General features: G+C 70.2%; 6 protein-coding genes. 5 read left to right on the top strand and 1 reads right to left on the bottom strand.

Annotation, left to right across the window (positions count from 1 at the left end):
* Window positions 1-128: 128 nt before the first annotated feature.
* A complete protein-coding gene (locus tag O7614_RS14065) occupies window positions 129-1,046 on the bottom strand; it encodes a dihydrodipicolinate synthase family protein (protein ID WP_278138889.1) in 918 nt (305 codons plus the stop codon).
* Between the two features lie 237 nt (window positions 1,047-1,283).
* Between O7614_RS14065 and O7614_RS14060 the strand changes: the two genes are divergently transcribed.
* The 5 genes from O7614_RS14060 to O7614_RS14040 all read left to right on the top strand — a co-directional run bounded on the left by O7614_RS14060 (window position 1,284) and on the right by O7614_RS14040 (window position 16,521).
* Window positions 1,284-2,522, top strand: coding sequence for a helix-turn-helix domain-containing protein (locus tag O7614_RS14060; RefSeq protein ID WP_278138888.1), 1,239 nt, complete (start codon window positions 1,284-1,286; stop codon window positions 2,520-2,522).
* 191 nt (window positions 2,523-2,713) lie between these two features.
* The gene (locus tag O7614_RS14055; protein ID WP_278138887.1) at window positions 2,714-7,000 is read left to right on the top strand and encodes an NACHT domain-containing protein; all 4,287 of its coding nucleotides are present in this window, start codon (window positions 2,714-2,716) and stop codon (window positions 6,998-7,000) included.
* 120 nt (window positions 7,001-7,120) lie between these two features.
* The gene (locus tag O7614_RS14050) at window positions 7,121-10,075 is read left to right on the top strand and encodes a LuxR family transcriptional regulator (RefSeq protein WP_278138886.1); all 2,955 of its coding nucleotides are present in this window, start codon (window positions 7,121-7,123) and stop codon (window positions 10,073-10,075) included.
* A gap of 81 nt (window positions 10,076-10,156) precedes the next feature.
* Window positions 10,157-10,318 (top strand): hypothetical protein, encoded by a 162-nt coding sequence (locus O7614_RS14045; protein ID WP_278138885.1) that lies wholly within the window; start codon window positions 10,157-10,159, stop codon window positions 10,316-10,318.
* A 14-nt stretch (window positions 10,319-10,332) separates the two neighbouring features.
* Window positions 10,333-16,521 (top strand): S8 family serine peptidase, encoded by a 6,189-nt coding sequence (locus tag O7614_RS14040; RefSeq protein ID WP_278138884.1) that lies wholly within the window; start codon window positions 10,333-10,335, stop codon window positions 16,519-16,521.
* The last annotated feature ends 35 nt before the right edge of the window (window positions 16,522-16,556 follow it).

Raw genomic sequence — 16,556 nt, 5'->3', positions numbered from 1 at the left:
CTCGCGGAACATCTGTCAGCAGGCCGCGCAGCGAATCTAGGAGGGCGGGCCGGTGCCGGTCACCGTGCAGATGTCGGCAGGTCGGCCGGCGACTTCCGACACCTGAAGGACCGGCAGCTGCCGGCGGGTCAGCCGGGGTGGCCGCGGGGAGCGGGTTCGGCGGTTGCCGCGAGGGCCCGCAGCACGTCCCGACGCACCCGGTCGACGGCAGACCCGGACAGGGGTCCGCGCGGTGGGCGGCACCGCCCGCCGGACCGTCCGGCGCACTCCATGGCGAACTTGACGGCCTGCACGGACTCGGGCCGGGAGGCCCAACCGAGAATCGGGTGCAACTCGGCGTAGAGCGGCAGCGCCCGGCCCAGGTCACGGGCGACGCACAGCTCGTACAGGCGCACGGCCTGGCGGGGCAGCGCGTTCGGCAGGGTGGCGACCCATCCTGCGGCGCCACACAGCACCAGTTCGAGCACCACGTCGTCGGCGCCGACCAGCACGTCGACGTGCGGGCAGAGGTCCCGCAGGCGGTGCAGCCTGCGTACGTCGCCGGTGACCTCCTTGACCGCGACGATCCCGTCGATCTCGGCGACGGTGGCCAGCAGGTCCGGCGTGAGGTCCAACCGGGTGTCGTACGGGTCGTTGTGGGCGACCACCGGCAGGCCGACCGCCGCCACCTCCCGGTAGTGGGCGACCACGTCGGCGGCTCGGGCCGCGGGCCCGTCGGGTGGCCGGGCGAGCACGCCGTGGGCGCCGACCTCGGCGGCCTGCTCCGTCCAGCGGCGGGCCTGTCTGCTGCCGTAGCCGCCGACGCCGGGCACCACGGCGCACCCGGACGGCGCGGCCTCCACGGTCGCCTGCACCACGGCGGCCCGTTCGTCGTCGGACAGGGCCCGGTACTCCCCCAACGACGTGCACGGCGCGACCCCGTGGCACCCCTCGGCGGCGAGCCGACGGACGTGTTCCTGGAGCTGGTCGAAGTCGACCGACAGGTCGGCGCGGAACGGCGTGGTGATGGCGACCAGCACGCCCCGCCAGGGCCTACCAGTTCCCACTCGGAAATCCCCTCTCCGCCGACACCGTCCGGTAGGAGGGCGCCGGCGCGGTGCGTATCGGAACCCTAGGAACGCCTGTCGCCTCCGGTCTTCGGACAGATGCCGGAACCGTCGCGGTGCCGTCCGTCTTTTTGTCGAGACTTCGACAGTGGACCTTGCGCGATGACCCACCCGCACCGGAGGGTAAGGACTGGCGGTCGCGCGATTCCTGTCACGCAGCGCAACCTGGGGAGTTAGATGCACGGTGAGCTCCAGCGAATCGTCGACGCCGTCGCCGCCCGGGTGGGGCGACCCGCCCTCATCGAGGACCGGCGACAGCGGGTGGTCGCCTACAGCGAGCACGACGGCCCGATGGACGAGGTCCGCCGGACGTCGATCCTGCGGCGGCAGACCACGCCGGAGGTGATCGCCTGGTTCCGGGGCATGGGCGTGCTCACGGCCTACGCGCCGATCCGCACCCCCGCGTGCCCCGAACTGGACCTGCTGGCGAGGGTCTGCGTGCCGATCCGGCACGACGACCTGCTGCTCGGGTTCGTCTGGTTCATCGACGCGGACGGTTCGATGACCGACGCCGACATCGCCACCGCGACCGGCCCCTTCGCCGACCTGTCGTTGGCCCTGTACCGGGAGAACCTGCTCGGTGAGCTCGCCTCGCAGCGGGAGACGGAGGCCACCCGCACCTTACTCGTCCAGAGCCGGCAGGCGCGCGAGCACGCGGCGCGGGCGCTGGTGGAGGAGGGCGTGGTGGCCGCAGACGGGTCCACCGTCGCGCTCGTCGCGCAGCTCGTGCCGGCCGGCGGGCGGCAACCCGACGAGGTGGCGCGGATCGCCCTGGAACAGGCCCTGGTCACCACTCGCCGGTGGATCGGAGTGCGGGAGACGCTGCACCTCGTCTGGCACGACCACGGGGTGCTGCTGCTCTGCGGCGACCGGGTTGCCGGCCGCCCCTCGCCGGAGGCCTCCGCCGGGCACCTGGACGAGGCGCTGGGCACCGCGACCCGGGGTCTGGCCTCCGTGGACCGGACCGTGACCGGGATCGGCCAGCCCCGGGCCGGGCTGTCCAGCGCGATCGAGTCGTACCAGGAGGCCGCGCAGGCCGCCCGGGTCGGTACGCAACTGCCCGCGCTGGGCCGGGTGGTCTCCTGGGCTGGTCTGGGCATCTACCGGGTGCTGTCCCAACTGGACAGTCAGCACCTCGACGTCGCGGGCGTGCATCCCGGGCTGGAGCGACTGCTGCGCGACGACGCCCACCAGGTGCTCCTGGAGACCCTGGAGGCCTACCTCGACCTGGCGGGCAACGCGCACGCGACCGCCGAGAAGCTCAGACTGCACCGGACGACCCTCTACTACCGGCTGCAACGGGTGGAACAGCTCGCCGGGACCGACCTCAAGGACGGCAACGAACGGCTGTGCCTGCACCTGGCCATGAAGCTCGGTCGGCTCACCGGTCACTACCGCTCGCGCGGCATGCAGTGAGTGACCTGGACAAGCACGATCACCAGTTGGCAGAGTCGAGTGGCACCCGCCCATGACCGCCTCGACCCACGGTGAGGACCAGTTCGATCAGGTCGTGCCGTGGCGGCTCGGCCGCTCTTACGTAATCATGAGACGTGCGCATCCCCGGACGGCTGAGCGTCAGGGCCAGGTGGACGGTCTGCGCGGTCGCCGTGGCGGTGGCGCTGACCGCGTTTCTGCTGAGTTTGGGCTTCGGCCGCAGCAACGTTCGAGACGCCGCCGACTCGCTCGCCAGCGTCGCCTCGGCCATCGTGGGTCTCCTGTCGCTGGTGGTGGCCATCTATTTCGGTGTCCGGGCTCAAACGTCCACGGGTACGCCGACCGACCGTTTGACCGCCGCTGCCGACGTGCTGCGCCACCGGGTCCGCCGGCAGTGGGAGCAGGAGATCGCGACCCGGCGGCTCGAACATCCCCGGCCGCTGCGTCTGCGCTGGGTCCTTACCGGCCGGCCGGCCGGGGAGACGTCCTCGGTGGTGACCGACGGGCAGCTGCTGGAGCCGGCCGATCGGGTGCCGGCGGCCGGGATGGTGCGGCAGTTCCGCGCGCTGACCAACCGGCAGCTGCTCATTCTGGGTGCGCCCGGCTCGGGCAAGAGCACGCTGGCGCTGCTGTTCACGATGGCCGCCCTGGAGCCGGGCGAGAAGGTGCCGGTGCTTCTGCCGCTGGCCGGGTGGCGCCCCGACCTGCAGGACCTCCGAGGCTGGGCGGCCGAGTGGATCGGTGACACCTATCCGGAGCTGGCCAACGAGCAGAAGTACGGCCCGGGCGCCGCGCGGGCGCTGGTCGACCACGACCGAGTGCTGCTGGTGCTCGACGGCCTCGACGAGATGCCGCAGGCGCTGCGCCCGGCGGCGGCGCGCGAGCTGGGCGACGTGGCCACCCGCAACGGCCTGAACACCGTGGTGACCTGCCGGGCGGCCCAGTACGAGGAGATCGTGGACGAGGCGGGCCGCCTGCCCATGGCCGCCGAGGTCACGATCAGCCCGGTCACGGTCGAGGACGCGATCGAGTTCCTGACCGGCCCGGAACCGGCGGGCAGCCGCCGCTGGGAGAAGATCACGCAGGTGATGCGGGCCGCGCCGGGCGGCTGGCTCGCCGAGGCACTGTCGACGCCGCTCATGATTGCCCTGGCACGGACGGTCTACGGCCCTGGCGCGACAGACCCCGACGAGCTGACCCACCTGACGTCGCGGACCGAGGCCGAGAGTCACCTGCTCGACCAGTTCCTGGTCGGCACCTACGGGAGCCGCGAAAAGGCCCGCGGCCCGGAGCGGTGGTTGACCACACTGGCCCGCCACCTGGAACATCGCCTGTTCAGCCCTACCCTGACGTGGTGGGACCTGCCGCGGGCGGTGCCGTCGGCGGTGATCGTCGGCACGGTGACCTTCGTGATCGGCCTGACGGGGGCGGTCAGCTGCACGCTCATCGAGCCGTTCCCGGGCAGCGCTGGCGACAATGCCCAGTTGGGCGCCGCGCTCGGCCTTGGCGCGGGCATCGTCTCAGGCCTCGGCGCGGGACGCAGCCGGGCCCGGCGCGACGTGGGCGACCCGGGACGGCTGCGCCGGGCCGGTCGCGTGGTAGCCACCACGGCCCGCGACGCGTTCGCCGCCGTCGCGCTCGTTACCACCGTCGCCGAGGTCATCCGGCGGGTCGAAAGCGGCGCTTCGGTCAATCCTGTCACGATGGTCGCCGACACCATCAACGCCCTTGACCTCGGCGGGTCGGTGGACCCGCTCACCGCACTGCAGGACGCCATCTTCGTCGCGGCTCTGGCTAGCGCGTTCAGCCTGATCAACACGGTGCTGAGTACCTGGCGCAAGGCGCTGCCCACCCGGCCGTCCTGGAATCTACGCACCCTGCCGGCCCGGTTGCTGTCCGGGATCGCCACCGGGCTCGCCCTAGCGATTCCCGTCGGTGCCCTGGTCGGGTTGATCGTCGGCCTCGACGACCTTGACTCCGAGTCGGAGATGTTGGCCACGATCATGGCCGATGGCGGTCCGCTCGCGATGTGGACGGTCCTCGCCATCACCGTGGGTATCGGCGTTCCGATCGGCATCGGACGGTGGCTCGCCACACCCTTGGACGATCAGGCGCCTGTCTCGCCGCGCTCGGTTCTGCGCAGCGACCGCGTGACCTGCCTGACCGTCTCCCTGGCAGCCGGGGTCTCGGCTGGGTCCGGCCTAGCGATCGTGCATCGGGTGGATCCGGAGCTGCTCGCCTTCTCGGGGCACTCGGGCGGGACGTCGTTCGGCCCGGCCGGGTTCGGCGGCCTAGCCGTCTTCGGCTCGGTTCTGCTCGGCGCGGGATCGCCATGGACGTCGTACACGGTGGCCCGGGCATGGCTGGCTCTCTGGGGACGCCTGCCGTGGCGGTTGATGGGCTTTCTCGACGACGCGCACCAGCGCGGGATCCTGCGGCAGGTCGGACCGGCCTACCAGTTCCGCCACGACCTGGTGCAGCGGCATCTGGCCGGACACCCGAGAATCCGCCGCCGGATACAGCCCGTTCGGGAGGCCCGAGAGTTCCCGGACCTCGCGACCCAGTCAAGGGCCGAGCGCGCTGGGGTCTCGCGCTCGCGGATTGGCACGGCGATCGCCTGCGTCGTCGTGCCGGTGGTCGTCGGCACGCTGACCGTTCCGGTGGTCCGCGACCAGGTCACCGGCTACTTTCAGCGGGTGCGCAGCGATCAGGCCCACGAGCTCGACCTGGCAGCCGACAAGATCGAGACGAGCGCGTCCGAGGACGCCCTTCGGCTGCGCATCGCCGCCGTTGAGATCGACTCCGATCCGAGCTCGAAGAACGAGCTGGGCGCCGTTCTTCAGACACCCGCCGGTGTGCCGCGGATGCGCTCTTTCGGTGTCATCCGGGCGGGACATTGGGCGCTAACCCATGGTATCGAGCAGCCGTTACGGGCCTGGGACTTGACCGGCAGCCGGCCGGCTCCCGTCCTCCTCTCTCCACATCCGGCAATCGTGGAGGATGTCAACGACCGCTTCGGAGTGTTCTCGATGAACGACGGTCGCTACACGACTGTCGACTTCGAGAACGCGCCGCTGTCTCTGGTCGCGCTGCCGGCCGACATCGAGTTGGTTCTGTCGGTGGAGGCCAACTGGATGGCCTACGAAGGCATCGACGGGCTCACCTACGTATCCGACCTCCGTCGTCCGCACTCCGAGCCGGTCAAGATCGGACCGACCGACCTACAGCTGCTGGACGTCGACGACGGTTGGATCATCTATCAACGGTCCGGCGGCGGCCTGGAGGCCCGACCGCTCGACGGATCCGGGGCACCGCAACGGATCAGCCCAAACGGTTCGTTGCCGAACGACTTGTTGCCGAACGAACGGTTGCGCTCGGCCGGGCTAGTGCAGTACGTGACCGACGACGATTTCGCGGTCCGAGTCCTCCGCTCGGGCCGGGACGTCGTTCTGGAAAGCCAGGCCGTTGACGACGCCCTGCTCGGCCCCGCATGGTTCGCCGTCGCACAGGACGATGGTTCGGCAGCGCTCTACGAGCGGGACGCGCGACAGCAGAACATCTCCCTCGGCGACGATGTCACCGCTCTCGTCGAACTGCCGGATGAATCGCTCGCAGTGACGCACGACTCGGGGGTCGTGGATCGCTGGCTGATCGACGAGCGCACCGGACAGCCCGCCAAAGAGGAGTTCCTGGCCGGCGTCGAGGATGTCGTCACCGGTGGAAGCGACCATGTTGTCGCGGCCACCCGGCCCGACGGCAGTGTCGCGCTGGTCGACCTGCGATCGGGTCCGCCGAGCGTGCACGAGGTCGGAGAGGTCGGCCCTGCCCCCTGGATCGCCCTGACCCGGGACTGGGCCTTGATCGCTGGCGACGACGAGGCCCCCACGACGACGCTGTGGACCATCGCGGACGAGCCACGGAGGGTCGGCGATCTTCCCGCCAATCCGATCTCCCAGGACGCTGCGGATTTCACCGCGATCGAGATCGACGCGACGCAGTCCTGGGTGTTGCTGGAGCGAGAAAGGACGGACGACTTCGCGGTCGAGCTGTGGCACCTCCGCGGGACGCCGAAGGCCACTGAGCTCGGGGCGCTGTACGACGGGAGATGGGCGTCGTTCTCGGGCCGCCACCTTGTCTACACCGACGACGCGGCCGGGACCCGGGTTTACGATCTGCCGGCCGACGGCGACAAGCCGCAGTTGCGATCCCAGCGGGAATACGTCTCGGGGATTACACTCGCCGACGGCGGCGAGTGGGGGCTTTTCGAACACGGCCCCCGGGAGCCGAGCGGAACCATGATGTCGGTCCAACCACTCGAACCGCGGCCGCCGTCCCTCAAGAGGGAACCCTGGCAGGTTGCCTGCGGGCTGGTCAAGACACCGCTCAGCCAGGAACGATGGCGGGAAATCGCGCCGGCTGACGCGCCCTACCGGGAGATATGCAGAAGCAAACTCTATTGAGACCGAGCAGCCACCTCGAAGCACCCGACCGAGGGCCCTCAAGCGCCGAACTCGTCGCCAGTTGAGCCTCGTCGAAGGCGGGCACTTGTGCCCGAGCATGGAAAAGCGAGATCATCACGCATGCTCGACCCCTCGCCCGAGGACGACGGGACCTCACCGACGGTCTCCGCGCCGCGTTTCGTCGGACGTGACCGGGAGGTGGCGGCGCTTCGGGGCGCGTTGGCCCGACCACCGGCGATCGTGCTGGTGGAGGGCGAGGCCGGGATCGGGAAGAGCCGCCTGTTACGAGAGTGGTTGGCCGCACCGGACCAGCGCACCGCTCTGGTGTCGGTGTGCCCGCCGCTTCGTGAGTCGCTGACGTTGGGGCCGATCGTCGACGCGTTCCGTGGGATCGACCGTCCGGTACCGCGGCTGCGGCTCACCGAGCTCGCGGGTGCGTTACGGCCCCTGTTCCCTGAGTGGTCTTCGGACCTGCCACCCGCACTGCCGCCCCTGGACGATGCGAAGGCGGCACGGCATCGCCTGTTCCGCGCCCTGGACGAGTTGCTGCGGGCTCTACGTGTCGACGTTCTCGTGCTCGAGGACGCGCACTGGGCCGACGAGGTGACCTTGGAGTTCCTGCTGTTCGTGACCTCCCGACAGCATTCGGACGGGCCCAGCCTCGTGGTCTCCTACCGGCCGGAGGAGGTGGACGTGGGGTCGCTGTTGCTGCGGTTGACATCCCGGTTGCCCGCCGGCGTGACCCAGCTGAGGATCGCGCTGGCACCCATGCGACCCGACGACACGGCGGCGCTGGTGTCCTCGATGCTGGACGGCAACCCAATATCGCAGGAGTTCACCACGTTCATGCACGAGCGGACCGGTGGCGTTCCGTTGGCGCTGGAGGAGTCGGTTCGCCTCATGTGCGACCGCGCCGACCTCGTCGTCCGCGACGGACAGTGGGTCCGGCTGAAGCTGCGCGAGCTTCAGGTGCCGCCAACGGTGCGTGACTCCACCCGGGAGCGGGTGGGCCGTCTGTCGCCGACGGCGCAGCAGGTGTTGCGAGCCGCGGCCACGTTGGTCGAGCGGTCATCGGTGGCCACGATCGCGGTGACCGCCGGTCTCTCGCAAGCCGCCTGCCGAGGCGCTGTCGCGGAGGCGGCATCCGCTGGCGTCCTGGACGGGGACGACCGCGGCCGGTGGCGGTTCCGGCATGTGCTGGCCGCCACGGCTGTCTACGAGGCGATCCCGTTGACCGACCGCAGACACATCCACCTGCTGGCCGGCCGGGCCTTGGAGGACATCCATCCGCCACCTGTCGCACGCCTGGCCCACCACTTCCGGGAAGCGGGCGAGACGCGGTCCTGGGCGCGGTACGCCGAGCAGGGTGCGGAGCTGGCCATGGCCTCGGGTGACCACACCAAGGCGGTCGATCTGCTGGTCGATCTGTTGTCGCGGGCCGTGCTGCCACCGGTGGATCGGGCACGAGTCGCACGCATCGCCGGAGTTGCCGCACTGGGCCGGCGCGAACCGGTCGACGCGGTCTACCACCGCGTGATCCGTACCCTGCGCTCGGTGCTGGAGACCCCCGGCCTCTCCGCCCGCCAGCAGGCCGAGATCCGCAACCCTCTGGGTCGGCTCCTGATCATCGGGGGTGAGGCGCAGGCCGCGCTCGGCGAGCTCGAACAGGCGGTGGCCAACCTCGACCATGACCCGATCGAGGGGGCTCGGGCAATGACCTATCTCGGATGGGCCTACGCGGGACCGTGGCCGGCGTCGACCCACCGGCGTTGGCTGGATCGCGCTGCCGAGCTCACCGCCGAATTCGCTTCTCCCGCGGAACGGCTGAACCTGGCCGGCAACCGAGCCGCCGCGTTGCTCATGCTCGGCGAAGAGGAGGCCTGGGACGTCGTCGCCGACCTGCCCACCGACGGCGCGACTCCGGCGGAGCGTCTCGACGTGGCCCGCATCCACGCCAACGTCGGCACCGGGGCACTGCTCTGGGGTCGGTACGCCGACGCGGAGAAGCACCTCGACGTGGCCCTGCGTCTTGCCGACGCCGAGCAGGCGTCCCGGTTGCATCACAACGTCCGGCTCGAACAGGCCAACCTGACGTGGCTCACCGGTCGGTGGGAGGGCCTCGCGGAGCGGAGCGAGGCGCTCGCCGACGCCGACCGAGACCGTCCGGCGCACTACCTCGGCAGCGTTCGCCTCGCTGCCCGACTGGCAGCCGCAGCAGGACGGCGGCGCGCTGCGGAGGAGCAGTTCCGGCTGGTCCTCCAGGAGTCCGCCCGTCTCGGCGCAGCCGACGACACGATGGAGGCCGCCGCGGCGCTGGCCAGACTGTGGCTGACGGACGGCAACAGCGACCGGGCGCTGCAGATCACGAACGAGCCGATGGACACCGTGCGGAGAAAGGGCATCTGGGTCTGGGCGACGGACCTCGTCCCCGCCCGGATCGAGGCGCACCTCGCCGCGGGCGACCTGAAGGCCGCGACACGCCTGGGCGACCAGTTCGCCAGAGGACTGCGTGGTCGTACGGCGCCCGCGCCTCGCGCCGCGCTCACCGTGTGCCGTGCCCTGCTGCTCGCCGCAGCCGGAGACCACGCCCGCGCGGCGACGGCATACGATCGGGCGGCGCGCGCCTGGAGCGCGTTGCCGCGCCCCTACGACGCCATGCTCGCCCGCGAGCGTCAAGCCGAGGCGCTCATCGCGCAGGGCCAGATCGAACAGGGCCGAGACCTGTTGGCGGCACAGTACGAGCGACTGTTCAGGCTCGGAGCCCGCGGCGATGCGGACCGTGTCGCACAGCGGCTCCGCGAACACGGCGCCGATGTCCCGCGACTGTGGCGCGGGGGCCGACGCGGGTACGGCGACCAGCTCTCACCTCGCGAGCTCGACGTGGTCCAACTGGTGGTCGCCGGCAAGACGAACCGGGAGATCAGCCGGATTCTGGCCAAGTCGCCGGCCACTGTGGATCAGCAGCTACGTGCGGCGATGCGCAAGTTGAAGGTGACCTCCCGCACCGCGCTCGCGGTCAAGGCAGTGGAGGCCGGAGTGTTCGCAGAAGAGCACTCCCTCGACGACGCATCGTGAAAATTGACGTATCCGCCGGATAGCTAAGGTCACTCGTCCGCCCCGAGCATGACTGCATGATCCATAGCCGTAGGGCGATGCATGCCTGAACGACCTGCCGCGCGTGACGACTCCGCCATCGAGCACCGGCCACCACCCGAGCCGTCCCGCGAGCCGCGCGTCGGCGCCCGTGACGACTCCGACGCCCGCGACGTCGACGGTGTCGACGACCACACGAGCCACGACCCCTATCAGCCCCTGTAGGTCAAAGGACTCAGATGAGACTCAAAACCCTCGCGGCCTCGCTGGCCGTTGTGGTCGGCCTCAGCATCATCCAACCGTCGTCGGCGTCCGCCGCCGAGCCGGATCCCGGCTCGGCCGCAAAGAAGATCGCGTCGAGCCTGAAGGACCGCTTCCGCACATCTCCGGCTTCCGACTTCTGGATCACGTTCGGGACCAAGGCCGACCTCGGGCCGGCGAAGAAGATCGCCAACTGGACCGCTCGTGGTCAGTTCGTCTACGACGCGCTGGCCGCGGCGGCGAAGGACTCGGTGGCGTCCGTCTCCGCCGAACTCGACCGGGCAGGAGTCAAGTACACCTCGTACCCGATCGCCAACGCCGTTCTCGTCAAGGGGGGCACCGAGAAGCTCGCCCTCGACGTGGCCGCGAAGGTGCAGGTCGCCGAGATCCACGCGACGCCACAGGTCGCGCTGGTCGAGCCCGTGGAAAAGAAGGTCCCCGCCGACCAGGCCGCCCGCCCCTCCGCGCCGAAGGCCACCGCCGAGGCGGGCACCTCCACGTGGGGTCTGGAGGCCATCCACGCCCCGCAGGCCTGGGCGATGGGCGCCACCGGTGCGGGCATCACCGTGTCCAACCTCGACTCGGGCGTCCAATTCGACCACCCCGCCCTGACGCACCAGTACCGCGGCACGAAGGCCGACGGCACCGTCGACCACAACTACAACTGGATGGCCACCCGGGGGGCGTGCACGGGCGCACCGTGCGACGACAACGGACACGGCACGCACACCATGGGCACCATGGTCGGCGACGACGGCACCAATCACGTCGGCGTCGCCCCGGACGCGCAGTGGATCGCGACGAACGGCTGCTGCGACAGCACCGGCGCCGAGTCGCTGCTGCGGTCCGGCTGGTGGCTGCTCGCGCCGACCGACGTCCAGGGCAACAACCCCGACCCGTCCAAGCGCCCCCACGTCGTCAACAACTCCTGGGGCCAGGACATCGAGCACAACTTCGACGACTTCTTCCAGGCCGTCGACGAGGCCTGGAGCGCGGCGGGCATCTTCAGCGTCTGGTCATCGGGCAACACCGTGCCGTACGCGGCCTGCGACACCGTCTCCTCGCCCGGCTCCGCCGTGAGTGCCTACTCCGTCGGCGCCTACTCCTCGGACGGCACGCTCGCGTTGTTCTCCCGCAAGGGCGAGGGCGAAGGCGGCCGGATCAAGCCCGAGATCTCCGCTCCGGGCGACGGGGTCCGTTCGTCGTACCCGGGTAACAGCTACGTCGAGATGTCCGGCACCTCGATGGCGGCCCCCCACGTCGCCGGCGCCGTCGCGGCGCTGTGGAGCTACGACCCGACCCTGATCGGGCAGGTCGAGGAGACCCGCCGCCTGCTCGGGGAGTCGGCCGTCGACGTCGACGACACCGAGTGCGGCGGGACCGCCGAGGTCAACAACAAGTACGGCGAGGGGCGGCTCGACCTCGTCCGCCTGCTCGAACTCGCCCCCCGCAAGGGCGGCACCCTCACCGGTGTGGTCACCGCCAACGGCACCCCGGTCCCCGCCGCCGAGGTGACGATCAGCGGACCGTTCAGCCGTTCGATCGGCACCGACAAGGACGGCCGGTTCACCACGAACCTCCCGGTCGGCGACTACCAGCTCAGCACCAAGGTCTTCGGCTACCTGACCGCGACCGCCGACGTCACGATCTCCCTCGGCCAGGACACCTCCGTCAAGCTGCCGCTCACCGCCGCCGCGAAGCACGACATCAGCGGCAGGGTCGTCGACGACAAGAAGCGGCCCGTCCCGAACGCCGACGTCTCCGTCAAGGACACGCCGCTCAAGCCGGTACGCACGGACGCCAACGGCGCGTTCACGATCGGCGCTGTCCCCGAGGGCGGGTACACTCTGACCGTCAAACCCAACGCCTGCTTCTCGGCCACGGCGGTCCCGCTGACCGTCGGCGCGCAGAACGAGTCGCGCGAGATCCCCGTCGGGCTCGTCGTCGACAAGGGCGGCTACAGCTGCGCCGTCTCCGACGGCGAGTACCTGCGCGGAACCGACCCGGTCGCCTTCACCAGCGGCGTGTGGGCGACGGTGAAGCTGCCGTTCCCGGTCGCGCTCTACAACGGCAGCCACGACACCCTCGGTGTCGGCCGGCGCGGCGTGATCTCCCCGGACACCAGCACCGGACCCGGCAACGGCGGAGCGGGCATCTTCCCCTTCTACGTCCAGACCCCGGTCGAGTTCGCCCCCGGCGGCGGAGTGTTCACGGCAGCCACCAAGGTCAACGGTGAGGACGCGTTCGTCGTCGAGTACCGCAACGCCAAACTGTGGGCCTATCCGGACCGGTCGGAGTACACCGAGCCGGTCAACTTCTCGGCCACGCTCACCCGATCCGGCACGGTGATCTTCGGTTACGGCGACGGCATCGGAACCGACGACCCGGTGACCGCCGGCGCGCACGCCACCACCGGCATCCAGGGCTGGGCCGGTGTCGACGGCATCCGGTTCTCCGAGAGCGCCCCGGTGCTGCGCGACGGGATGATCGTCACCTACGACCTGCCTGACTTCGGGTACCTCGACGCGACAGTCGTCGACCAGAACGACGGGCTGCCGGTGGCCGGGGCCAAGGTCTCCTTCACGAACAAGTCCGGGCTGGTCGAGACCGTCACGACCGACGGGACCGGCATCGTGCATCGCCAGCTTCCGGTCGGCGACTACACCATGACTGTCGACACGCCGAACTACACGACCGCGGCATACCCCTTCTCCCTCGACAAGCTCTATGCGAAGGCGACGATCGACGCACGTCTGACCACGGGCGTCGCCGGCCTGAAGGCCGACGGCCTCGACGCGCTCCTGGGCGCCGACCAGAACGGCGTGGGCTCGCTGACGCTGACCAACAACGGTTCCGCCCCACTCACGTACAACCTGGGTGAGGCGGCGCGCCACCCCGACCTCGACGCCGCCGGCACCACCGCGCGCACCGGCAAGGGCGCGGCCAGCACGATCGACCTCACGGCGTGGAGGTCCGGGGCGAGCGGCATGAAGCCGTCGAACGTCGACGGCAAGGCGGCGACGTCGAGCGCCGCCGAGGCACAGGCGGCTGGCAAGGTCGGCACGACCTCCGGCGGCGACGTCATCACCCGGATCGCCATCCCGGGCACGATCGAAGACAAAGAGCCCTCCGGCATCGGGTACGACGGCGACGTCTGGGTCCACGACTACAACAAGCGGACCAACACCGCCTACACGGTGACGGGCAAGCCGACCGGAAAGGTCTTCGACGCCTCGTGGAACCCCGCGTACCGGGCGTTCGACATGGCGCTCGACACCAAGACCGGTGACATGTGCCAGATGGAGGACAGCCCGGCCAGCTTCATTCACTGCTTCGACCGCACGACCGGGAAGGAGACCCGGCAGATCAAGGGTGACTGGTCCACACTGCAGCTGACCGGCCTCGCCTACAACCCGATCCAGGACGTGTTCTACGTCGGCGGCCGGAGGAACGGGATGATCGGCACCGTCGCCGGGACGTCGCACGACAACCCGGGTGCGCTGCTGTCCTTCTGCACCCCGCCGCTGCCCGAGGTGATGGGCCTGGCCTACAACCAGGCGTCCGACACCATCTGGTACACCGACCTCACCTCGAACAGGCCCACCCGCCTGCTGCAGGTCGACCCCGACGACTGCGCGCTGGTGAACGCGTGGTGGTTCCCCGGCCAGAAGGCGGGCCAGGGCGGCGGCCTGGAGACCGACTCGACCGGGGCGCTGTGGGCGGCCGACCAGCTCGCCGACGACGTCGTACTTGTCGACGTCGAGGACGACCTGGTCACCGACCTGCCGTGGCTGTCGCTCTCCTCGACCGGCGGCACCCTCGCCCCGGGTCAGTCGACGACCGTCAAGGTCTCGATCTCCGCGAAGGGCGCCAAGCTGGGCGTCCTCGGCGCGAACATCGTGGTCAGGTCCGACTCGGGACGCCAGTCCAAGACCTACGTACCGGTGACGCTCACGACCACGAAGTACCAGGTCGGCGTCAACGCCGGTGGCGCGAAGGTCACCGACGGCTCCGGCTACACCTGGCTCGCCGACCAGGCCGCCAGCAAGAAGGCGTGGGGTTACGAGGGGAAGACGAAGGTCACCGCCACGAAGAACGGAATCGACGGGACGACGGACGACATCCTGTTCCAGTCGCAGCGCACCACATCGGACAAGCAGTTGTTCTACCGCTTCCCCGACGCGCCCAAGGGCACCTACGCGGTCGACCTCGGGTTCGCCGAGATCGAGAAGGTGGCCAAGGGCAAGCGGGTGTTCGACGTCCTCGTGGGCGGAACGCTGACGGACTACGCGTACGACCCGGCTGGGGCGGTGGGGTCGGACGTCGCCGACTGGCGCACCGCCGTCGTCAAGCACGAGGGTGGTCCGCTGACCGTGGAACTGCGGGGCTCGAAGGGCCTGAAACCTCCGACCATCGCCGCGCTGCGGGTGACGCTCGACCCGCGCGGGGACGAGGCGGAGCCGGAGCCTCAGCCCGAGGAGCCGGAGCCAGGCCCGGTGCCGGTGTCCCCCGCCGGTCGCTCGTACTCGATGAAGGTGACCGACGGGCTCTACCGCCAGGGCACGCAGGAGTCCGGGTGGCACGGCGACGACCTGTGCGGCCCCCTGTGGTTTGATTCCAGCTTCCTGCAACCGTTCTACGACACGGCGTGGGACGGCGTGTGCGTGACGACGAACGGCACGCTGGCCTTCGACCGCGCCAGCACGTCGGGGAACAACACGGCACTGCCGTCGCCGTACCCGATCGACGCGATCTATCCGCTCTGGGACGACCTCATCGTCGACGACGAGGCGGGTATCTACTTCGGCACGACCGAGGTGGACGGGTTGGCGGCGCAGGTCGTCGAGTGGCGCAACGTCGCGTTCTACAGTGACCGCACGGCCCGCGTGAGCTTCTCGGTCACCCTGATCGCGGACGGACGGATCCAGATCGGGTACGGCGACGGCGTCGGCGGCGACAACCCCCTCACCAAGGGCTCGTCGGCGACGGTCGGCGTGGAGAGCCTGAACCGCAACCCCGCGAGCCAGTACTCCTTCAACCAGCCCATCCTGAAGGCCGGTCTGGGGCTGGAGTACACCCTGCCCGCCGCCGGCACGATCGAGGGCACGGTCACCGACGCGAACGACCGCAAGCCGATCGAGGGCGCGATCGTCACGCTCAAGGGGCCGGCCGGTGAGCGGGTCATCACGACCGACGCGAAGGGCCGGTGGAAGGCCCAGGCGCTGGTCGGCGAGAACACCGTACAGGTCGACGCGCCGAACTACGTCACCGCGAGCCACCCGGTGACCATCGCCAAGAAGGATCAGGCCGAGACTGTCGACACGGCGTTGACCACGGGCGTCGCCACCGTCACTGGCGCTGACGTCGACTGGCTCCTCGACAAGGACCAGAAAGCGACGGCCGACGTGACGGTGACCAACACCGGCTCCGCCCCGCTCGAGGTGCGGATCAGCGAGCAGAAGCGCACCAGCGACGGTGGGCACGAGGCCGCCGACCTTCCGTGGCTGACCCTCACGGGCGCGGCAGCAACCGGCACGGTCACCCTCGCGGCCGGCACGTCCACCACGGTTACGGCGACGGCCGACAACGCCGGCGTCGAGCCCGGCGTACTCGTCGGCGACCTGCTCGTGGCATCGAACGCCGGCAAGGGCGAAGCCCAGCTCAAGCCGGTCCGTGTGGCGACCTCGGCCTACTGGAAGGGCGTCGACGTCGGTGGATCCGGGTACGTCGGTGCCGACGGCTTCTTCTGGTCGCCCGACCAGGGGCTCGGCTCGCGGCCGTGGGGTCACGTCGGCGGCAAGGCGCATTCCACCAGGGCCGACATCGCCGGCACCGAGGACGACGCGCTGTTCCGCACCCAGCGGAGCGGCAAGACGTTCAGCTACGTGTTCAAGAACGCCCCTGCCGGGACGTACCGGATCGGCCTCGACTTCGCGGAGATCGAGAAGGTAAAGGCCGGCAACCGCGCCTTCGATGTGCTGGCCGACGGCAAGGTGGTGCTCCACGACCACGACGTGCAGGCGAAGGTGGGTGCGAAGACCGCAGACACGAACGCGGTCACCGTCGAACACGCCGGTGGCGATCTGACGATCGAGCTTCGCCGTGAGAAGGGCGAGAGCGACCCGATCCTCAACGCCCTGAAGGTCCAGGAGGACCCTCGCCGGTGAGGTAGCCGCGGACAGTGGTCAGAGCCGCACCGGAG

It is taken from the genome of Micromonospora sp. WMMD961, from assembly GCF_029626145.1.
Lineage (GTDB): Bacteria > Actinomycetota > Actinomycetes > Mycobacteriales > Micromonosporaceae > Micromonospora.
Note: the sequence above shows the minus strand (reverse complement) of the source record. Positions and strands in the feature narration are given on the sequence as shown.

Bases quoted from the DNA above. Each gene is read 5' to 3' on its own strand.
- O7614_RS14050 (WP_278138886.1), top strand. From the start codon at position 7,121: ATGCTCGACCCCTCGCCCGAGGACGACGGGACCTCACCGACGGTCTCC.
- O7614_RS14060 (WP_278138888.1), top strand. From the start codon at position 1,284: ATGCACGGTGAGCTCCAGCGAATCGTCGACGCCGTCGCCGCCCGGGTG.
- O7614_RS14040 (WP_278138884.1), top strand. From the start codon at position 10,333: ATGAGACTCAAAACCCTCGCGGCCTCGCTGGCCGTTGTGGTCGGCCTC.
- O7614_RS14045 (WP_278138885.1), top strand. From the start codon at position 10,157: ATGCCTGAACGACCTGCCGCGCGTGACGACTCCGCCATCGAGCACCGG.